This window comes from Pseudomonas sp. Ga0074129, from assembly GCA_001465025.1.
In the GTDB taxonomy this organism is placed as follows: domain Bacteria; phylum Pseudomonadota; class Gammaproteobacteria; order Pseudomonadales; family Pseudomonadaceae; genus Aquipseudomonas.
In genome coordinates this window covers 20,295-40,683 of the sequence record LNDO01000106.1, presented here as the reverse complement: position 1 = coordinate 40,683, position 20,389 = coordinate 20,295, and the positions used below count along the sequence as shown (strand labels likewise).

16 protein-coding genes are annotated in these 20,389 nt (G+C 60.4%); 6 read left to right on the top strand and 10 right to left on the bottom strand.

Annotated features, from left to right (window positions below):
• Positions 1 to 2,972: GAF domain-containing protein (locus AUK77_RS16645; protein WP_296131894.1), on the top strand; the 2,972-nt coding region annotated here is incomplete at its 5' end.
• Between the two features lie 118 nt (positions 2,973 to 3,090).
• On the opposite strand, the gene AUK77_RS16640 is transcribed toward AUK77_RS16645, so the two are convergent.
• Together AUK77_RS16640 and AUK77_RS16635 are read right to left on the bottom strand one after the other, a co-directional pair.
• Complete coding sequence (locus tag AUK77_RS16640) at positions 3,091 to 4,494, bottom strand: EAL domain-containing protein (RefSeq protein WP_296131891.1); 1,404 nt, start codon at positions 4,492 to 4,494, stop codon at positions 3,091 to 3,093.
• A 150-nt stretch (positions 4,495 to 4,644) separates the two neighbouring features.
• A complete protein-coding gene (locus AUK77_RS16635; RefSeq protein WP_296131888.1) occupies positions 4,645 to 5,658 on the bottom strand; it encodes a GGDEF domain-containing protein in 1,014 nt (337 codons plus the stop codon).
• Positions 5,659 to 6,007: 349 nt separating this feature from the next.
• Between AUK77_RS16635 and tyrS the strand changes: the two genes are divergently transcribed.
• Entirely contained in the window at positions 6,008 to 7,249 is a 1,242-nt protein-coding gene (tyrS, locus tag AUK77_RS16630) for a tyrosine--tRNA ligase (RefSeq protein ID WP_296131887.1), read from the top strand.
• A gap of 197 nt (positions 7,250 to 7,446) precedes the next feature.
• Here the strand turns inward: tyrS and speB are convergent, their stop codons facing one another.
• Together speB and AUK77_RS16620 are read right to left on the bottom strand one after the other, a co-directional pair.
• The gene (speB, locus tag AUK77_RS16625) at positions 7,447 to 8,418 is read right to left on the bottom strand and encodes an agmatinase (protein WP_296131883.1); all 972 of its coding nucleotides are present in this window, start codon (positions 8,416 to 8,418) and stop codon (positions 7,447 to 7,449) included.
• A 175-nt stretch (positions 8,419 to 8,593) separates the two neighbouring features.
• Entirely contained in the window at positions 8,594 to 9,682 is a 1,089-nt protein-coding gene (locus AUK77_RS16620) for a polyamine ABC transporter substrate-binding protein (RefSeq protein ID WP_296131881.1), read from the bottom strand.
• 105 nt (positions 9,683 to 9,787) lie between these two features.
• Here AUK77_RS16620 and AUK77_RS16615 point away from each other — a divergent pair, with 105 nt between their 5' ends.
• Entirely contained in the window at positions 9,788 to 10,687 is a 900-nt protein-coding gene (locus tag AUK77_RS16615) for a LysR family transcriptional regulator (protein ID WP_296131879.1), read from the top strand.
• A 23-nt stretch (positions 10,688 to 10,710) separates the two neighbouring features.
• On the opposite strand, the gene AUK77_RS16610 is transcribed toward AUK77_RS16615, so the two are convergent.
• Complete coding sequence (locus tag AUK77_RS16610; protein ID WP_296131876.1) at positions 10,711 to 10,917, bottom strand: hypothetical protein; 207 nt, start codon at positions 10,915 to 10,917, stop codon at positions 10,711 to 10,713.
• Between the two features lie 388 nt (positions 10,918 to 11,305).
• Here AUK77_RS16610 and AUK77_RS16605 point away from each other — a divergent pair, with 388 nt between their 5' ends.
• The 3 genes from AUK77_RS16605 to AUK77_RS16595 all read left to right on the top strand — a co-directional run bounded on the left by AUK77_RS16605 (position 11,306) and on the right by AUK77_RS16595 (position 13,938).
• Positions 11,306 to 11,896, top strand: coding sequence for a TetR/AcrR family transcriptional regulator (locus tag AUK77_RS16605; protein ID WP_296131873.1), 591 nt, complete (start codon positions 11,306 to 11,308; stop codon positions 11,894 to 11,896).
• A complete protein-coding gene (locus tag AUK77_RS16600; RefSeq protein WP_296131871.1) occupies positions 11,893 to 12,777 on the top strand; it encodes an alpha/beta fold hydrolase in 885 nt (294 codons plus the stop codon). Before AUK77_RS16605 ends, AUK77_RS16600 begins: the two co-directional genes overlap by 4 nt.
• Positions 12,778 to 13,281: 504 nt before the next feature.
• Positions 13,282 to 13,938, top strand: coding sequence for an endonuclease (locus tag AUK77_RS16595; protein WP_296131868.1), 657 nt, complete (start codon positions 13,282 to 13,284; stop codon positions 13,936 to 13,938).
• A gap of 6 nt (positions 13,939 to 13,944) precedes the next feature.
• Here the strand turns inward: AUK77_RS16595 and hutC are convergent, their stop codons facing one another.
• The 5 genes from hutC to hutI all read right to left on the bottom strand — a co-directional run bounded on the left by hutC (position 13,945) and on the right by hutI (position 20,277).
• Positions 13,945 to 14,658: a histidine utilization repressor gene (gene hutC, locus AUK77_RS16590; RefSeq protein ID WP_296131865.1), complete on the bottom strand. Its 714-nt coding sequence runs from the start codon at positions 14,656 to 14,658 to the stop codon at positions 13,945 to 13,947.
• Between the two features lie 184 nt (positions 14,659 to 14,842).
• A complete protein-coding gene (gene hutH / locus AUK77_RS16585) occupies positions 14,843 to 16,378 on the bottom strand; it encodes a histidine ammonia-lyase (protein WP_296131862.1) in 1,536 nt (511 codons plus the stop codon).
• Positions 16,375 to 18,057 (bottom strand): urocanate hydratase, encoded by a 1,683-nt coding sequence (hutU, locus tag AUK77_RS16580; RefSeq protein ID WP_296131859.1) that lies wholly within the window; start codon positions 18,055 to 18,057, stop codon positions 16,375 to 16,377. The genes hutH and hutU overlap by 4 nt, the downstream gene beginning before the upstream one ends.
• A complete protein-coding gene (gene hutG, locus AUK77_RS16575) occupies positions 18,054 to 19,052 on the bottom strand; it encodes a formimidoylglutamase (protein ID WP_296131856.1) in 999 nt (332 codons plus the stop codon). Before hutG ends, hutU begins: the two co-directional genes overlap by 4 nt.
• Complete coding sequence (hutI, locus tag AUK77_RS16570; RefSeq protein ID WP_296131852.1) at positions 19,042 to 20,277, bottom strand: imidazolonepropionase; 1,236 nt, start codon at positions 20,275 to 20,277, stop codon at positions 19,042 to 19,044. The genes hutG and hutI overlap by 11 nt, the downstream gene beginning before the upstream one ends.
• Positions 20,278 to 20,389 lie beyond the last annotated feature (112 nt).

The window sequence follows — 20,389 nt, the reverse complement described above, 5'->3', positions numbered from 1 at the left end:
AGACTTATCCACAGTTGCTGGTAACAAAATCAGCAATCCGCCCTGGGTCAAATTTCAATCGGCAGGGTGGGTCAATTTTCCATCAGCGCCAACACAGTACTAACTTCGGCAAGCTGGAAACCCTGGTCGTCAACGACCCACAGCGCGCGGAATTGGTTGGAGCCATCAAAGCCGATTACGAGGCTTATAAGGTGGCCGTTGGCGAGATGTTCAGCGCCAAACTGGCGGCATTGGGTGCCGAGCAGCGCATGCTGGATGAGGTGGCGGTGGTCACCGAGCGTGCGGATGACGTGGGCTTTGCCCTGATGGAGATCGTCAACGCCCGCGCCCCAAGCCGCGACAAAGAAGCCGATCTGCAACTGGCCCAAGGCTTTGCCAACCAGGCCGACGCGTTGCTGGCGGGCGTGGCCAAAGCTGCCCAGGAAATGCAAAACACTAAAAATGTCGAGACACTGGCCACCGCCGAGGATGACCTGGAGTTCATCATCAATGGTGCCATGCTCTGGTTCGATAAAGCCGTGCCGCTGTTCGAGCCAATGGATCAGGACGGCATCGTCATCATGACGCGCGAGAGCGTGGCAAAACTGCGTGAGCGCCTGCAGAGCCAACCCAACTTCGTGACGCATAAACGCGAGCAACTGCAGCAGCAGGAGGTTTCCTGGGCCGCCCTCAACACCTCGAAAGCCTCAGTGCAAAAAGCGGTTGCCGGGCTCGACAGCGTGCTGGTGTCGGCGGATGCGCAATTCACCCGCCTGCAACAGGAACTGGCCGACAGCGTGAGCTTCGGCTTCAAGAGCACCATCGTGATCCTGCTGATTCTGCTGGCACTGGCCACGCAAAACTTCAACTCGATGCGCCAAGCCATTCGCAAGAAGATGATCGACCTGGCCAAGCTCAACGGCATCGGTGGCACCCTAGCAGCAGCACGCGACCAGGACACCGCGCTGGAGTTGGTGCTGCATGCGATGTACGACAAAATCGGTATCGAAAGTGGCTCGGTGTACCTGTTCAACAAGGACAACGACCTCGAAGCCAAGGCGTTTCTGCCGCCCAAACAAATGGACGACGCGCCTACAGCCCTTACCTTCGTCATGGGCGAAGGCATCATCGGTAAAGCGGCAGACAGCAAGCAGGCGATCTTTGTACCGGACACCAGCAGCTCATCGGACTACATCGGCGGCGAGAACGAAAAAGCCAAAGCCCTGCTTTGCGTGCCACTGGTCGATAAGGACATTCTGATCGGGGTGATGAACTTCTCCGGCGACGTGAACAAAGTTGCGTTCGCCGACAGTGACTATGAGTTTGTCTCTTCGGTGGCGCGCTCACTGGTCACCACCATCAAGAACATCCGCATGGTCGAGGTGATCGAAGAGCACAACCGCACTCTGGAGAAAAAGGTCGAAGAACGCACGGCAGCCCTCAAGCAAAAGAACGAGGACATCGCCAATATGTTCTCCAACATGCACCAGGGCTTGTTCACCATCGTCGAAGGCGGGCAGATTCACCCGGAATACGCGGCCTATCTGGAAACCATCTTCGAAACCAAAAACGTGGCCAACCGTCACTTTGTCGACTTTATGTTCAGCCACTCCAACCTCAGCTCAGACATTGTCGATGCAGCCTCGACGTCGGTGACTTCGATCATCGGCGAAGACTCGATGATGTATGAGTTCAACTCGCACCTGCTGGTCAAAGAACTGGCCATCGCCCTGCCCGACAAACCGCTCAAGCAAATTGAGCTGGATTGGGACCCGATCATTGACGATCAGGATGTGGTGACCAAGCTGATGGTGACCGTGCGCGACGTTACTGCGCTCAAAGTGCTGCAGGCCGAAGCCGAAGGGCAGAAGCAGGAGCTGATGATCATTGGCGAGATCCTCTCGGTGGATGCCGACAAGTTCAGCGATTTTATTGCTGGCTCCGCGGATCTGGTCGGCAAGTGCCGCACCATCATCGAAGGCACCGAGCAGCGCGACCTGAGCAAGCTGGCCGAACTGTTCCGCAATATCCACACCGTTAAGGGCAACGCCCGCACCTATGGCCTCAAGCACATCACCGATACCGTGCACCGGATCGAGAACACCTTCGACCAATTGCGCAAAAACGATGAGATGCAATGGCAGCCCGGTGAACTGCTCGACGAACTGGCCTTCGCCGAACAGGCGATCAAGGTTTACAGCGGGATTTTCAAAGACAAACTCGGCCGCGATGGCAACCAGGGTATCGCCGGTGCGCAAGTAGACCGCGAGCGGATTGCCAAGCTGATGGCCAGCATCGCGTCGCTGCCCAGCAGCCAGTTGCCGGAAGAGGTGATGCACATCATCCGCGACACCTTCCATTCGCTAGTGACCATTGATGCCGAACCGATGACGGAAGTGATTGCGGACGTTCTCAAATCAATTGAGTCGCTGGCCGGGGAACTGGGCAAGCCGGTACCGACCATTGAGATTCGCGACCACAACGTCTACACCCGCAAAGAAGCGCACGGCATGCTTAACAACATCTTTATGCATGTGATGCGCAACGCCATCGACCACGGCATTGAAAGCCCGCAAGAGCGCCAGGACAAAGGTAAGCCGGCGCAGGGACAGATCCAGATCAATGCCGTGGAAAAAGATGGCGCGGTGAGCTTTGCCATCCGTGATGACGGGCGCGGCATCGCTATTGGGCGGATCTTCCAGAAGGCCATCGATCTCGGTATCTACGCACCGGGCAGCACACGCCCGGCGGCACAGGAAGTAGCCAACCTGATCTTCGCCTCGGGGTTCTCAACCGCCGAGCAGGTGACCGAAATCTCCGGTCGTGGCGTGGGCATGGATGCGGTGAAGAAGTTCCTTGAGGAGGAAGGCGGTCGCATTGAGTTGGTGCTGGACAGCGGCAACGAGGCCGACGACTACCGTGGCTTCACCACCCACATCCACTTGCCCGCCAAGCTGTGCATTGTGCCACCTACCTTCGCCAGTGCGGCCTAAACGTCAGCGCACTGTAACCATGAGGTGAACGAGGCCCTGTCAAACGACAGGGCCTCGTTTATTTGGACGGCAATAAAAGCAGCGCACGTAGGAGCCTGCGCCATTTATGCGCAGGCACTCAGACACTGGGTATGTGGAGGGGAGCGTGAGCAGTAAAGCCTTTGGCATGCTGCTGCGTCACATACGCCTCAAAGGCTTCAAGTGGCAGCGGTTTACTGAAGTAGTAGCCTTGGAATTGCTCGCAGCCGATGCTTTGCAAAAACGCTAACTGGGCAGCGGTTTCCACGCCTTCGGCAATGGTCGACATACCCAGGTTATGGCCTAGGGCGATGACGGTTCGCACAATGCTGTGGCTGCTATTGTCGGTGAGCACGTCGCTGATAAACGATCGGTCGATTTTCAGGGTGTTCAGCGGCAGGCGTTTGAGGTGGCTGAGCGATGAGAAGCCGGTGCCAAAATCGTCGAGCGAAAAGCGCACACCGCGCGCCACCAACTCATTCATTTTGCGCAGCAGGTCATCGACGTCCTGCACGATCAGGGTCTCTGTCAGCTCTAGTTCAAGCCGCTGCGCCGCGATGCCCTGCTCGTCAATCAGCCGTAGGGTTTCGTCCACAAAGGTGCTCTGGCGAAATTGCTTTTGGCTGATATTCACGGCCAAGCCAAGGTCTGCAAACAGCGGATTATCCTGCCAAACGTGCAGTTGCCTGATGGCCTGCGCCAACACCCATTGACCGATGGGGATGATCAGCCCGGTGGTTTCAGCATGGCCGATAAACTCCGCGGGCGGCACCAACCCGCGTTGCGGGTGCTGCCAACGAATCAACGCTTCAGCGCCCACCACCCGGCCGGTGTTGTCGAGTTGTGCCTGGTAGTGCAGTTCAAACTGCTGCTCACGCAGGGCCACTTGCAGGTCACGGTCCAGTACCGAACGCTCGCTGACATCGCTTTGCAGAATATGCAGTAACACCATGAGCATGCCCATTGAGGCGACACCCTGCACCCAAGAGCCTACAAGGCGCACATCGTCCGGCAAGCTGTAAGCGCGAGTCGGCGTCCAGGTGGAAGAAGCCAGCGCAATAAAGAGCCCCAAACACAGCAACGCCACGCCATAACGCAGCCAGGTGGGCTCCTCACGAAAGGCCATCAGCGCGGCCACGGCGATGGGCAGCAGGTACAAGTGCGTGGCGCGCGGTGCTTCGGCGCTGTAGGGGTCGAGCAGCAGCGTCATGCCGACCACCACCACAATAATGACGCTGAACAGCAGCAGGTTGGCGCTGCGCACCTTGTTGCGCCAGGTCAGAACAAACACCGCGATACCACAGCTGATCAGGGTTACGTCCATCAGCACGACGCCCCACTCGCCTCGCAGGCTGAAGAAGACGCCCCAGATACTGCCCACCACGACCAACACCAAACAGGTCAGCAGGCGCATGCGCCGCTCACGGCGCTGCCCGACCAGCGCCAGATCAGGGGCGAGCCAGAGCTTGATCAGCTGTTTGAGGAAAGACGAAAGGACGGTCATGCTAAATCCCTTTGTGGCCTGCGCACCGACTGTCGAGCGCTGCAGGCGGGCTGGGCACTCTGCGTAACCAGCCAACTGAAGCTTCAGTGTAGACGGCCGCTTGGCACTGGATAAACAGCCTGCCGTTATCTTGGCACTGGACGGCTTGCGCTAGGTGTTATCACTTACCAGCCGATTACGCCCCTGTGCTTTGCCGCGATACAGGCGTTGGTCTGCGCAGCGATACAGTTGCTCAGCGGTAATGCCATCGGTGGGCCACTGCGCCAAGCCCATGGTTACCGTGAGGTAAATCTGCTGCTCGCCATACACCAGCGGCGCGCTGGCAATTTGTTCACGCAACGCCTCCACCAACGCCACAGCGGCGTCGCGCTCGGTATTAAGCAAAAGCACGCCAAACTCTTCCCCGCCCAAACGGCCTAACAAATCGGTTTGGCGCAAGCGCAGGCTGAGGCGGTTACAAATATGCCGTAAGGCTTGATCACCGGCGTGGTGCCCGTACTGATCGTTGACCGCTTTAAAGTGGTCAACATCCAGAATCACCAACACCAGCGGCCGACGCGTGCGCTGCGCCTCAAGAATGCTTTGTTCCAGATCCCGCTGAAAGCTGCCACGACTGGCCACACCTGTCAGCGCATCGGTGCGCGCCATTTTTTGCAGTTGCTGGTGTGCAACAGCGCGGCGGGCTTCATAGAGGTGCACGAAGACGATGATCATCAGGCCACACAACACAGCGTTGCCCAGGTCAATCAGGCTGCGCGCGTCGAGCTTGACGGGATAAGTGGTGAGGTAAAGCAGCAACGCCAGCAATACAAAGGGCAGCGCGAGCAGGCCGCCGCGCTCGCGCCCCAACAGCAAGTAAGACAACACCGGAAAGGTGTAGACCCAGACAAACGCCGTGCTGGAGGCATCTGGAATGACGATGATGTACAGCAGAAAGCTAAAGGTCGGCAGCAGATACAGGTACACCCAGGGCACCACGTTGCGCACCCGCACAATGCGCCAGCCGCCCCAAACCAGAAGCGCCCCTACCACAGCCTCAAAACTGGCAAACAGGTAATTACCGGCCATGAACTGCAAAATGCAGAACACCCAGAGGATCAGCCCGGTGGTGGCGAAAATAATGCGAATGAGCGAACGCTGACCGATGTCTTGTAGATCGGTCACGCTCGCATGATGGCTATTGCCCGCAGGGGGGCGCGGTTTGAAAAACATAACGTGGCTCTGCCCAAGTGGCGCAGGAAAACGCACCGTGTAGCAAAGACTAGTTCAATTACCGCCACAGAACGTGTGGATTAAACCGCGCACTGTCGCCTCGATTTGACAGACGATCAACAATCGTTAGAGTGACGCCCCATGCATAAACACATCTGCCCCATCGCTGCGTTTTATTACGCCCTGCCCCCTCTCACCAGGCGGTAGATGCGTTGTTGCATGTCCGATCCGCCTGAGGCGGCCCGGATAGCACACCCTCACTCCAGTCTCCTCAGGCCTTTGCCTTAACCAGGAGACACTTATGTCCAGCAACACCTTTGATCTACTCGACCAACTCGCTGCCCGTGGTTTTATCCACCAAAGCACCGACCTCGATGGCCTGCGCCTGGCGCTCAACCAAGGCCCGATCACCTTCTACCTCGGCTTCGACGCCACGGCAGACAGTCTGCATGTCGGCCATTTACAAGCCTTGATGCTGATGCGTCACCTGCAGCGTGCCGGGCATAAGCCGATCCTGCTGATCGGCGGCGCCACCACGCGCATCGGCGATCCAAGCTTTCGCGACAGCAGCCGGCCGGTACTGACGGAGGCGCAGATCCAGCACAACATCGCCGAGATTACCGGCTGCTTTGCCCGCTACATCCAGTTGGGCGATGGCCCCTGCGACGGCTTGGTAGTGGACAACGCTGACTGGCTGGACGGCATCGGCTACCTGCAGTTTCTCGATCAGGTCGGCCGGCACTTCTCCATCAACCGCCTGCTGACCTTCGATGCCGTACGCAACCGCCTGGAGCGTGAGCATTCGCTGAGCTTTCAGGAGTTCGGCTACACCCTGCTGCAGGCCCATGACTTCACCGAGCTGGCGCGCCGGCACAATTGCACCCTGCAACTGGGTGGTGCCGACCAGTGGGCGAATATCATCAATGGCGTGGAGCTGGGCCGGCGTCAGGGCTGTCAGCCGCTGTTCGGCCTGACCATGCCGCTGCTGACCACCCGTGACGGGCGCAAGATGGGCAAATCCGCCAGCGGCGCGGTGTGGCTGAATGGCGACAAACTCTCGCCGTACGACTTCTGGCAATTCTGGCGCAATTGCGATGACGTCGATGTGGGGCGCTTTCTCGCCCTGTTCAGCGAACTGTCACTGGATGAAGTCGCGCGTTTGAGTGCCCTTGAAGGCGCCGAGCTGAATCAGGTGAAGATCATCCTGGCCAACGCCGCCACTGCACTGGCTCACGGTGTACAAGTCGCCCGCGACGCCGAAGCCACCGCCCGGGCGTTGTTTAGCGCGCAGAATATGGCTGCTGAGTTGCCGCAGTTGAGCGTCAGTCCAGAAGACCTGGCCGGCGGCCTCAGCCTCACCGACCTGCTGCTGCGCCATAACTTGCAGCCCTCACGCAGCGCAGTACGCCGCCTGGCGAGCGGCGGCGGGCTGCTGCTGGATGGTGAACGTCAGAGCAACCCGGACCAGCCGTTGCGAGCCTGGCAGCTGGGCCGCCGGCTAAGCCTTGGCAAGAAGCGCCATTACCTGTTGCAGGCGCAGTAACGCGCCGGCCGTGGTTTTATCGTGGGAGGGCTGGGTGGGATTCCGCTTTAGCCGCGACAACAGCCGCTAATGGCTCGCCGCTAAAGCGCCTCCCACACACGACACAGGCTAACGTCAGTCGTAGGGTGGACCCCGCTCACCGGTCCAACAAGGGTGGTCATGCGGTCACCCGGGGTGAAAAAACAGCGATTTCCACCCTACGTCTTTTCACCCAACTTATGCCGCGCCGCATACAAACACACCAACTCCATCGCCACGGTGGCCCCGGCTAGCGCGGTGACTTCGGCATGGTCATACGGTGGCGACACTTCCACCACGTCCATGCCCACCAAGTTGATGCCGCGCAAGCCACGCAAAATCTCCAGAGCCTGATGACTGCTCAGGCCACCGCAAACCGGGGTGCCGGTACCGGGGGCGAAGGCCGGATCAAGGCAATCAATGTCAAAGGTCAGGTACACCGGGTTATCGCCCACGCGGGCGCGGATTTGCGCGGCGATCTGCTCGGGCGTGCTGCGGTGCACCTCGCGCGCATCCAGCACCTGAAAACCCATCACATCGTCATTGGTGGTGCGCAGGCCAATTTGTACCGAACGTGACGGGTCGACCAAGCCCTCGCGGGCGGCGTGGTAGAACATGGTGCCGTGGCTGACACCTTGTTCGCTGTCATCCGTGTCCGGCCAGGTGTCGCTATGCGCATCAAAGTGCACCAGCGACAGCGCACCGTGTTTGCGCGCATGGGCCTTGAGCAGCGGGTAGCTGATGAAGTGGTCGCCGCCCAGAGTGAGCATGCCGCAGCCCGCCTGAACGATATGCTCGGCATGCGCTTCGATGGCTGCCGGGATCTTGTGCGGCAAGGCGTGATCAAAATTGCAGTCGCCATAGTCGATCACGGCCAAGTGATCGAAGGGGTCGAACTCCCACGGATAATGCCGTTCCCAGGCGCTGGTGATGGACGCTGCACGAATCGCACGAGGCCCAAAACGGGTGCCGGGGCGGTTGGTGGTGGCGGTATCAAACGGCACGCCGCTGACCACCAGGTCCACTCCTTGCAGGTCGCGGCTGTAGCGGCGACGCATAAAACTGGTGACGCCGGCATAGGTCGGCTCGGAAAAGGTGCCATAGAGGCTGTCGCGGGTGAAGGCCAGGTCGTTGCCGTTAAAAGTTTCCATTGCCTTGCTCTCAATGATTAGGAAATACCGGGCGGCACACGTAGCCCGGATGCAATCCGGGAGTGCCTGCTTGAAACCTAAGCGCCCCGGATGTCATCCGGGCTACAAAGCCAGCGCCTCATAAGACGTGCGGTGCGGCCTTGCCGCAGGCCGCGAGGATCTATTCGCAGTCGGCTCAATACTGGCTGCGGAATGTGGTCCAGATGCGCGTGCGTTCACGTTGTTGGCGCAGCGGCAATAACTCTTCGGCAAACAGCCGGGCGCGCACGGCATCATCAGGGTAGATATCGGCATCACCGGTAATCGCCGGGTCAACCAATGCGGTGGCGGCCTGGTTGGCGTTGGCGAAGAACAGGCCATTGGTCAGCTCGGCGATGGATTCGGGACGCAGCATGTAGTCGATAAAGGCATGCGCCGCGGCGGGGTTCGGCGCGTCGACGGGAATGGCCAGGGTGTCGAACCACAGCAGCGTACCTTCATGCGGGATGCGGTATTGCACCTCGAAGGGCTGCTGGGCCTCTGCGGCATTGGCGGCTGCCATGTAGGCGTCGCCGTTGTAGGTCAGCGCCAGGCAGATCTCGCCCTTGGCCAGGTCATTGATGTGCCGGCCGGCGCCCACGTAGCGCAGGTTGGGCTGCAACTGCGTAAGGACCTGCGCAGCGGCGTCCAGATCAGCACGCTCGCGGCTGTAAGGGTCTTTGCCAAGGTAGTTGAGCACGATGCTGATCACCTCTTGCGGCGAATCGATCACCGCAATGCCGCAATCCTTGAGCTTGCTGGCGTATTCGGGCTTGAACAGCACATTCAGGCTGTTCAGCGCCACGCCGGGCAAGCGCTGCTCCACCGCCTGCTTGTTGTAGCCCAGGCCCACGGTGCCCCAAGTGTAGGGCAAGCCATATTGGTTGCCAGGGTCGGCGCTGGCGAGTTTCTCCAGCAGCGCCGGGTCGAGGTTATTCAGGCGCGGTAACTGGGTGCGATCCAGCGGCTGCAACGCCTTGGCTTGAATCGCACGGGCCAGGCCACTGGTGGCCGGGAACACCACGTCATAGCCACTGCCACCGGTCAGCAGTTTGCTGTCCAGGGCTTCAGCGCTGTCGAAGATGTCGTAATTGACCTTGATCCCGGTTTCATCCTTGAACCGCTGCAAGGCCTGCTCCGGCACATAGGCCGACCAACTGTAGATATTCAGGGTGCGCTCTTCGGCCTGCACGGCCAGCGCGCTGCATAACAGCACAGGCATCACAATCTGCCGCATGGTCAACAACCTCAATCAGATAAGGGGCTGAGTACATCCTGCATGGCCATTTGCGTGGTTTAAATATGAAGTGTTCTACTCTGGCATCGATGTATATCAATGTTAGGAGCCAGCATGCTCAGCCAGTTGCGGGACCTCGACCTGCAGTTATTGCGCCTGTTCGTCACCGTGGTGGAATGCGGCGGCTTCAGCGCGGCGCAGGGTGAGTTGGGCATTGGTCAGTCCACCATCAGCACGCAGATGGCCAAGCTGGAGACGCGCCTGGGGTTTCGTCTGTGCGAGCGCGGCAAAGCGGGGTTTCGCCTGACCCCCAAGGGCGAGCAGGTGCTTAATGCCACGCGTAAATTGTTCAGCGCCATCGACACCTTCAAAGGGGAAGCGCAGGGCATGGCCGACACCTTACTCGGAGAACTACGCATTGGTTTATCTGAAGGCTTGGCGGCTTCGGTGCTTGAGCAGGTGGCCGAGGCCATCCGGCAGTTTCGCGCGCGTAAACAACAGGTGCAGATCGAGCTGATCACCGCCATGCCGGCGGAACTGGAACGCCGCCTGCTGCAAGACCAACTGCACCTGGCCATCGGCTACTTCTCCGGCAACCAGAGCGCACTGACCTATCAGCCTTTGTTCCGCGAACGGCAAGTGCTCTACTGCGCGCACGGCCATCCACTTTATGGACGCCAACACATCAGCCCGAGCGACCTGCAACAGGCCGACCGCGTGCACCACCCCTATCGCTTCGTGCAGGCCCGCGAACCCTTGCAAGGCACAGCCAGCTCCGCCCAAACCGAGCAGGTGGACGGTGCACTGGCCTTTATCCTCTCAGGCCAGCATATCGGCTACCTGCCCGAACACATCGCCGCGCCCTGGCACAGCAGCGGTCGGCTATGGCCGATTGAGCCCGAGTCGCTGGCATTCGAGGTGCCATTCCACCTCACCAGCCACCGCGGCCAACACCCCAGCGATGCCCAGAAGGCGTTTGCCGATGATCTACGGCGCGCCTTCCATCCGGGCTGATCCCTCAGCCCGGATGATCAGCGTCAATGTCGGGTGGTCGCTTTGCGCTCCAGTTCGGCGCGCTGCAACTGCACGCTGAGCTGATCAATGGCAGTAATGGCTTGGCTGATTTGCGCATGAATACCCACCGCGCGCCGAGACGGCCAACGCAGCGCCGCGTCTACCTGCTCGGCCTCCAATTGCAAATGGGGGTCGAACAAGCCAAGAGGTAAGGGAAGTAAGAGGTGCATAACGATCTCCTTGCCGGATACTCCGGCGTGACGATTAAGGTCAGGAGGCAGTTCAGGTAACGCAAAGGCCGAATGGCCAAAAGGGGATCTTGTTGGTCTGCTCACCAGCATCGGCCACTTCAGTGACAACGACATGACCGAGCACGGCATACGGTTTTCAGATTCCGCCGTTACTCACAGAGCGTCAACCCGAACACTAACCGTTGGTCGTTTCTTAACAGGCAGCAGCATGAGCATTTAGCTGCGCGATAAGGCTGCAAGGGTACTAGAGCAAGCGCTGCCTGCAGGGTGGCAACTGACTAGCACGTACACTGAGCTCGGATGAAATCCCACAAAAGCGCCATTAAACCCTTGGCAAAATAGACCGACCGGTCTATATATTATTCCCATGAAAAAGACCTCGACCCGCGACAACCTGATCAACGCCATGACCGACGCCCTGCAGCGCAAAGGTTTGCATGGTGTCGGCCTTAATGAACTGCTGGATATCGCTGGTGCCCCCAAGGGCAGCCTGTATCACCACTTCCCGGGTGGTAAAAGCGAGTTGGCGGTGGCGGCGATTGAGCGCATCAGCGAGCGCATCGACAGCCTGTTTGCTCAGTTGTTCAGCCATCAGCCTGACCCGCTCAACGCCATGCACAGTTGGCTGCAGGGTGCCTTACAGCAATTGGAAAGCAGCGGCTTTGAGCGCGGCTGCCCGTTGGCCACCATCGCGTTGGAAAGCAGCGCCGACGACGTTGAGATTCGCGCCGCACTGCAACGCAGTTTTAACGCTGTACGCCAAGCGCTAAGCCGGCAACTACGCGCGTATGGCTATGCCGACGAGCAGGCCGAAAACCTCGCTGCCCTGTTTGTGGCGATCTATGAAGGCGGGCTGTTGCAAGCCCGCGTCGCAGGCAGCAGTGAACCACTCAGACGTGCCGCCACTGCCCTGTTTAACCTGGCCCGCGAACAGTTTCCGGGAGGAGTCCGACCATGAGTGCCAACACCCGCGCCATTCTCAGTGAAGCCATCACGCTCCCCGCGCTCGACGGCTACCCGCTCACCGCCACGCTGTATCACGCCCCGCAACCACGCGCGCAGTTGGTGATTGCCGGCGCGACCGGCGTACCACAAGGCTTTTACCGCCGCTTTGCCGAATACGCCGCACAGCGCGGCTTCAGCACCCTGACGCTGGATTACCGAGGCATCGGCCAATCCAAACCGGACACCCTGCGTGGTTTCAAGATGGACTACCTGGACTGGGCTCACCTGGATCTGGCCGCCGCCGTTGACCAACACCGGCACGCACAACGACCGCTGTATATGGTTGGCCACTCGTTTGGCGGGCATGCCTTTGGCTTGCTGCCTAACCATGATCAGGTGCAGGGTTTCTACACCTTCGGCACGGGCGCGGGCTGGCACGGTTGGATGCCCAAGGCCGAACAACTGCGCGTGCTAACCATGTGGCGGCTTATTGGCCCATTGATGACACGCTACAAAGGCTATCTGGCCTGGAGCAAACTGGGCATGGGCGAAGACTTGCCTCTGGGCGTTTACACCCAGTGGAAGCGCTGGTGCGGCTACCCACGCTACTTCTTTGAAGACCCGCAGATGCCCGGCCTGGCGGAACGTTTTGCTCAGGTCAGTACACCGATTGTGGCCGCCAATGCCCTGGACGATTTATGGGCACCGCCGGCTTCGCGCGATGCCTTTATGGCCGCTTACAGCCGTGCCCCCTATCAAGCGCGAACCATCGACTGCGCAGAACCGATCGGCGCAATCGGCCATATGGGCTACTTCCGCCCGGCGGCGCAGCCACTGTGGGATGAAACGTTGAACTGGTTTGCCGAGTTACAGGGATCGCGTCAAACCGCCTGATCACCCCTGAAAAGGGTTCGGCTGCTTGAAGTTGTGCGGCTTGGCGAACACCTTAAAAATTGCCTGGTGCAATTTTTAACATCGCGCAACGATGGCCTGAAGGGTGGCTGCAATGGATGGCGAGCCAGAAAAAGAAAACCCCGCTTTCGCGGGGCTTATGCAGACTGTGTACTGACATCCTTGATCGGCTTGCCATCCTGGCAGCTGTCCAGCGTATCCCTGTTGCTAAAGTGCGCTTCCTGCGCGACGTCCATGGGTGGCAGATTAGTTACCCACCGACCGAAGGTATAGTGGCAATGGGCTGCACGCTTTGTAAGCAATGACTTACACGCTGTTGATGCGACGCCACTGTGCAGGCAAACGCCTGTGCGGCGGCATCTGTGCGTAAATTTCGCAAACCCTAAAGAAAACCCGTGGCTTTATTTTGTGACGCAGGTCTTGTTAGACTCAAACTTGTCTTACAAAAACAACAGACCCCGTCAACGGCGGTCATTGGGGCCAAACATGCGCTCACTGCTTCTTGTTCTTGGCTGTCTCACAGCCGTCGCCAGCCCTCTGGCAGCCGCCAACGGGCAAGACCAAATTGCCGACCCTAAAGCCGCGGTGCAGCTGTTCTGGAGCCAGGTTTATGGCCAGGGCGGTACAACCCTTTACTGCGGCAGCTCATTCGGCGGCGAAAATGGTCAACTCAAAGCCAGCCCGATCTACAGCACCAAACAACTGAAGAGTACGCTGCGCTGCGTAACCGACCGCCAGTGTTCAATCATGAACCCGCGCTACAGCTACATCGCCTCTGACCTGCACAACCTCTATCCGGCCCTGACCCGTGTTGAACTGGCGCGGCGCAACGCCCAGTTCGGCGAGTTGGATGACAGCGTGCCGAGCAAATTCGCGGATATTGGCTGCGACATGAAAACCAGTTTCCAACTGGTCGAGCCGCGCGACGAGGCCAAGGGCAACATAGCCCGGGCGATTTTCTACATGCACGTTGAATACGACCTGCCCATCGTCGGCCAGGTGCAGATGTTCAAAAAATGGCACCAGATGGACCCGCCCGACGCGGAAGAAAAAGCCCGAAATGACAAGATTGCCGGCCTGCAGGGCACCCGCAACCGCTTTATCGATAATCCCGAACTGGTCGAGCAGCAGATCAAAAACTGATCGCGGTTAAGGCCGCGTCTTGTGCAGTGAGCGAAGTTTGTAGCGATCGCCCGGATGAATCAGCCGGGCGTAGCTGATCAGATGGTCATCGGACCACGTCCGGCGAATCACACTCAGGCACGGCGTGGTCATGTCGATATCCAGCAAGGCCGCCACCGCTTGATCCACCCGCACCGCCTCAACCACATGTTCGACATCGGAAATCGGGCAGCTGTTGACCAGCACCTCGTTGGGCGTCTGCTTGGCAAAATCGCTTTGCAGGTAGTGCGGCACCCAACGCGGGTTAACGAAGCGGTCTTCCAGTTGGATCGGCACAGTGTCTTCGCGGTGCACCAGCATGCTGTGGAACACCTCAGCGCCCACGCGCAACCCCAGGCGCAGCGCTACTTCATCATCCGCCGCCAGCGCCTCGCAGCAAATAATGTCGTTGCTGTAAGCATGGCCACGCCCGCGCACTTCATTGGCGATGTTCAGCACTTCATGCAGTGAGGATTCTGCTTTGCGGTCGGTGACAAACGTACCCAAGCCCGCTTGGCGCAGCAGATAGCCCTTTTGCACCAGGTCGCGAATGGCCTTGTTGGCCGTCATGCGGCTCACTCCAAAATCCCGCGCCAACTGTTCTTCCGGCGGAATCTGGTGATTGATGGGGTATGCGCCACTGTGGATACGCTCCAGTAGAAACGCTTCAATCACTTTGTAACGCGGGGTGGCACTGCTCACAGCGGCTCCTTGGGGATGGTCCCGATGCGCGGATAATAACCCGTCAACAAGCCGCGACGTAGGGCGGGCAACGCGCGGAGCTGGTGGACACGCTGCGCGTTGTCCACCCTACCAAAGCAATACACGACGTAGCCCGGATGCAATCCGGGGCGGACCACACGCGAGCTCCCGGAGTTCATCCGGGCTACGTCAGCGACGGTAATAACCCGCTCGGCAACAGCGGGCTCAGCACGCGCTCGGCGAGCAGGGTATTGGCGGCCTCGATATCCAGAGCAAAGAAACGGTCTTCCACGTAATACGGAACCTGCGCACGCAAGGCGTGGCGTGCTTGCTCGAGCAGCGGCGAACTGTGCAACCCTTGGCGGAAATCCAGGCCCTGGCAAGCTCCCAGCCACTCGATGGCCAGCACGCCACGGGTGTTGGCGGCCATTTCCCACAGGCGTTTACCGGCGGCTGGGGCCATGGAGACATGGTCTTCCTGGTTCGCCGACGTCGGTAGGCTGTCGACGCTGTGCGGGTGAGCCAATGCCTTGTTCTCACTGGCCAGGGCGGCAGCAGTGACCTGAGCGATCATAAAGCCGGAATTGACCCCGCCATTGGCCACCAGAAACGGCGGCAGCTGCGACATGTGCTTGTCCATCATCAGCGAGGTACGCCGTTCGCTCAGTGCGCCGATTTCGGCAATCGCCAGGGCGATATTGTCGGCGGCCATGGCCACGGGTTCTGCGTGGAAGTTGCCACCCGAAATCACATCGCCCTCGGCGGCGAACACCAGCGGGTTATCCGACACGGCGTTGGCTTCCACCGCCAGCACCTCAGCGGCTTGGCGCAGCTGGGTCAGGCAGGCACCCATCACCTGCGGCTGGCAGCGCAATGAGTAAGGGTCCTGCACCTTGTCGCAGGCCTCATGAGAGCGCCCGACCTCGCTGCTCTCACCGAGCAGGTGGCGATAGATGGCCGCTGCATCGATTTGCCCGCGCTGGCCACGCGCCGCATGAATGCGCGGGTCAAACGGTGCGCGCGAGCCCAGCGCAGCCTCGACCGTCAGTGCGCCGCAAACAGTGGCGGCGGCAAACAGATCCTCAGCCTCAAACAGGCCGCGCAGCGCATAGGCGGTGGACACCTGCGTACCGTTAAGCAGCGCCAAGCCTTCTTTGGCGGCCAGGGTCATCGGCTGTAAACCGGCGATGGCCAATGCCTCAGTGGCGGGCAGCCATTGCCCCTTGTAGCGCGCCTGGCTTTCACCCAGCAGCACCAGCGACATGTGCGCCAAGGGAGCCAGATCTCCAGATGCGCCGACGGACCCCTTGAGCGGAATATGCGGGTAGACCTCTGCATTGATCAGCGTAATCAGCGCCTCGATCACCTGCAGGCGAATACCGGAGAAACCGCGCGCCAAGCTGTTGACCTTGAGCAGCATGATCAGCCGCACCATGGCGTCGTCCAGCGGCTCGCCGACGCCGGCGGCATGCGACAACACCAGCGAACGCTGCAACTTTTCCAGGTCTTCATTGGCGATACGGGTTGAGGCGAGCAAGCCAAAACCGGTGTTGATGCCATAAGCCGTAAGGCCCTCGGCGATGATGCCGTTGACGCAGGCCACGCTGGCCTCGATGGCGGCGTGAGCGCTAGGGTCCAGACGCACCTGTAGCGGCGCTTGGTAGGCGGCACGCACATCGGCCAGGCTCAGCTGACCGGGGTGCAGGGTAAACAGGCTCATAAGGGGGCTCCTTGGGTCGCAGCAATCATAGGCAGGTCGAGGCCCTGCTCGCGGGCACAATCTACAGCCATTTCATAACCGGCATCGGCGTGGCGCATCACCCCGGTACCTGGATCATTTCTCAATACTCGGCCCAGACGGGCGCGGGCGTCGGCGCTGCCGTCAGCGACGATCACCACCCCGGAATGCTGCGAAAAGCCCATGCCAACCCCGCCACCGTGGTGCAACGACACCCAGGTCGCGCCGCCCGCAGTATTCAACAGGGCGTTGAGCAATGGCCAGTCGGACACGGCGTCGGATCCGTCCTGCATGGCTTCGGTTTCACGATTCGGGCTGGCCACCGAGCCGGAATCCAGATGGTCGCGGCCGATGACGATCGGTGCTTTCAGCTCGCCGCTGGCGACCATGTCGTTGAAGGCCTGCGCCAGACGCGCGCGATCTTTCAGGCCGACCCAGCAGATCCGTGCGGGCAAACCCTGAAAACTGATGCGCTCGCGGGCCATGTCCAGCCAGTTGTGCAGATGGGCGTCGTCGGGGATCAGTTCTTTGACCTTGGCGTCGGTTTTGTAGATGTCTTCCGGATCCCCCGACAGCGCAACCCAACGAAACGGACCAATACCGCGACAGAACAGCGGGCGGATATAGGCTGGGACAAAGCCAGGGAAATCGAAGGCGTTATCGACGCCCTCCTCCAGCGCCATCTGGCGGATGTTGTTGCCGTAGTCAAAGGTCGGCACGCCCATCTGCTGGAAGGCCAGCATGGCGCGCACGTGCACGGCCATGGATTGCTTGGCGGCGTTGACCACCAGCGCCTCCTCGGTTTTGCCACGGGCCACGTACTCGTCCCAGCTCCAGCCGGCCGGCAGGTAACCGTGGCGGGGGTCGTGGGCGCTGGTCTGGTCGGTGACCATGTCCGGACGCACGCCACGGCGCACCAGTTCCGGCAGAATTTCAGCGGCGTTGCCACAGAGGGCGATGGACACCGCTTGGCCTGCACTGCAGTAACGGTCGATACGCGCCAAGGCGTCGTCCAGATCGCTGGCTTGCTCATCGACATAGCGGGTCTTAAGGCGGAAATCGATGCGCGACTGCTGGCACTCGATATTCAGCGAGCAGGCACCGGCCAGGGTTGCCGCCAATGGTTGCGCGCCGCCCATGCCGCCTAGGCCTGCGGTGAGCACCCAACGGCCTTTGAGGTTGCCGCCGTAATGCTGACGACCGGCTTCAACGAAGGTTTCATAAGTACCTTGGACGATGCCCTGGCTGCCGATGTAGATCCAACTGCCGGCGGTCATCTGCCCGTACATGGCCAGGCCCTTGGCATCCAGTTCGTTGAAGTGCTTCCAGGTGGCCCAGTGCGGCACCAGGTTGGAGTTGGCCAGCAGCACGCGCGGCGCGTCTTTGTGCGTTTCAAACACGCCGACCGGCTTGCCGGACTGGATCAACAGCGTCTGGTTGTCTTCAAGGCGCGTGAGCACCTCGACGATTTTGTCGTAGCACGCCCAATCGCGCGCGGCGCGGCCGATGCCACCGTACACGACCAATTCATTTGGATTTTCGGCCACGTCCGGATCGAGGTTGTTCATCAACATGCGCAGCGGCGCTTCGGTCAGCCAGCTTTTGGCGGTCAGCGTGGTGCCACGGGCGGCACGAATGGTGGTGTCGCGATAACGGTTCATGGCGCGCTCCTTGTTGAGGGTTGAGGTAAGCCAGTCAGGCTCAGCAAATGGATGAGGCGGGCCGCAACCTTGGCGGTGCGGCTGTCGATGTCGTAATCCGGGTTGAGTTCGGCCAGATCAATCAGGCGCAGCTTGCCGCTATCGCGGATGCCTTCCAGCAGCGGTTCGAGCAGCGCCAGCGGCACGCCGCGCGCGGCCGGTGCGCTAACGCCCGGCGCTTCGCAGGCGGGCAGTACGTCGATATCGATAGTCAGGTAAACCGCATCACAGCCTGCGATAAAGCCAGAAAGCTCGGCGCTGATGGCCTGTAGGCTGGACTCGCGAATCTCGCGGTCTTCGCGCACCAGCACGTTCAATTCAGCGGCGCGTTGGAACAAGGCGCGGGTGTTACTGGCGCGGCTGACGCCCAGGCAGGCATAGGCGAACGGCCAACCACGGACAGCACAGTCTTCGGCAATTTGCGCAAAGGGCGTTCCCGAGGAATGGGCATGCGCCGGGTCGCGCAGGTCGAAATGCGCATCGAAATTGATAATGCCAATACGTGGGACGGCCATCCGTGGGGCGGCTATTTGTGAAGAGCTATACGCCATGTGCGCGGCCAGGCCCAGCCAACTGCCAAAAGCCACTTCATGGCCGCCGCCGAGCACGATGGGCAAATGCCCGGCATTCAACAGCGCACAGACGTTATGACCCAGACGCACCTGGGCGGCGTCCAGATCGCCATCGGCGCACAGTACATCGCCAGCGTCATAGGCCGCGCCCTGACGGTGCCAGGCCAGATTGGCCAACGCCTTGCGCATGGCCGGCGGGCCATTGACCGCACCGACGCGCCCCTGATTGCGGCGCACGCCTTCATCGCTGGCGAACCCCAGCAACGCCAAGCCCGGCGCACTGTCTGCGGCGAGCGGCTGAATGCGCTGATGCCAGCGCGGGCTGTCGGCTTCGGGGTCAATCCGACCCTGCCAAAGCGACATGCAGTGACGATCAGCGTGCATGATGATCAACCTCGATGGGGTGGCAAATAACGCCGTTGACGATGCGCTGGCGTAAGCGCCCCGGTTGCACGGCATACGCCAGTTCGGCGGGCTGCTGCACGGCCCACAGGCACAGATCGGCAGGCACGCCCACGGCAATACGTCCCAAATCCGGCCGACCCAACGCGCGGGCCGCGTGCGCGGTCATGCCAGCCAGCGCTTCGCGCGGGGTCAGGCGAAACAGGGTGCAGGCCAGATTAAGGGTCAGGGTTGGGAAGCAAATAGGCGCAGTGCCGGGGTTGGCATCGCTGGCCAGAGCCATGGGGACGCCGTATTGGCGCAGTAACGCGATGGGCGGTAACTGGGTTTCGCGCAGGGTGTAAAACGCCCCCGGCAATAGGGTGGCGACCGTGCCGGCGGCGGCCATGGCCTGTACGCCGACCTCGTCGAGGTATTCGATATGGTCGGCTGACAAGCCCTGATAACGCGCCGTCAGCGCGCTGCCGCCTTGATTGGACAGTTGCTCGGCATGCGCCTTGATCGGCAAGCCGTGACGCTGCGCCGCTTGAAAAATCCGCTCACACTGCGCCGGGCTGAAGCCGATATGCTCGCAGAACACATCCACCGCATCGGCCAGCCCTTGCGCGGCCGCCGCAGGGATCATGGACTCACAGACCAGCGTCACGTACTCATCCGCGCGCTCGTGGTAGTCCGGCGGCAGTGCATGTGCGCCCAACAGCGTGGTCAGCACGCGCACCGGGCGCAGCTGGCTCAGTCGACGCGCCACGCGTAGCAGCTTCAGTTCATCATCGAGGCTCAGGCCATAACCGGATTTGATCTCCAGCGTGGTCACGCCATCCGCGAGCAAGGCATCCAGGCGCGGCAGGCTGGCGGCGATCAGTTCGTCTTCACTGGCTGCACGGGTGGCGCGCACAGTGCTGAGAATGCCGCCGCCGGCACGGGCAATATCGGCGTAGCTGACACCTTCAAGGCGCTGCTCGAATTCACGGGCGCGATTACCGGCATAAACCAGATGGGTGTGGCAATCGACCAGACCCGGCGTCATCACGCCGCCGCGTCCCACCTCACGTACATCGCTGAGCGCCGCCGCGTCGAACTCAGCCTCCGGGCAAAAGCCGGCGATGCGACCGTCTTGCACCCACACGGCCATGGGTTGCGGGCAGGTCTGCTCACCGTCAAACAACACGAGGTCACGCCATAACTGAATGGAGGATGCACGGGACATGGTCAGGCTTCCGCTTTATTTGTATATACGAATAAACCTAAAAAACCCTTTTATCAACCCATATAGCAACAAATGACTATACAAATAGGCTGTGATGGCTTTTGGCTTTAAA

Excerpts from the sequence above, each read along its gene's own strand:
- AUK77_RS16640 (WP_296131891.1), bottom strand. The coding sequence starts at position 4,494 with ATGACCGTCCTTTCGTCTTTCCTCAAACAGCTGATCAAGCTCTGGCTC.
- hutI (WP_296131852.1), bottom strand. The coding sequence starts at position 20,277 with ATGTCCCGTGCATCCTCCATTCAGTTATGGCGTGACCTCGTGTTGTTT.
- AUK77_RS16615 (WP_296131879.1), top strand. The coding sequence starts at position 9,788 with ATGCTCAGCCAGTTGCGGGACCTCGACCTGCAGTTATTGCGCCTGTTC.
- hutG (WP_296131856.1), bottom strand. The coding sequence starts at position 19,052 with ATGCACGCTGATCGTCACTGCATGTCGCTTTGGCAGGGTCGGATTGAC.
- AUK77_RS16605 (WP_296131873.1), top strand. The coding sequence starts at position 11,306 with ATGAAAAAGACCTCGACCCGCGACAACCTGATCAACGCCATGACCGAC.
- speB (WP_296131883.1), bottom strand. The coding sequence starts at position 8,418 with ATGGAAACTTTTAACGGCAACGACCTGGCCTTCACCCGCGACAGCCTC.
- AUK77_RS16610 (WP_296131876.1), bottom strand. The coding sequence starts at position 10,917 with ATGCACCTCTTACTTCCCTTACCTCTTGGCTTGTTCGACCCCCATTTG.
- AUK77_RS16600 (WP_296131871.1), top strand. The coding sequence starts at position 11,893 with ATGAGTGCCAACACCCGCGCCATTCTCAGTGAAGCCATCACGCTCCCC.
- hutU (WP_296131859.1), bottom strand. The coding sequence starts at position 18,057 with ATGAACCGTTATCGCGACACCACCATTCGTGCCGCCCGTGGCACCACG.
- AUK77_RS16595 (WP_296131868.1), top strand. The coding sequence starts at position 13,282 with ATGCGCTCACTGCTTCTTGTTCTTGGCTGTCTCACAGCCGTCGCCAGC.
- tyrS (WP_296131887.1), top strand. The coding sequence starts at position 6,008 with ATGTCCAGCAACACCTTTGATCTACTCGACCAACTCGCTGCCCGTGGT.
- hutH (WP_296131862.1), bottom strand. The coding sequence starts at position 16,378 with ATGAGCCTGTTTACCCTGCACCCCGGTCAGCTGAGCCTGGCCGATGTG.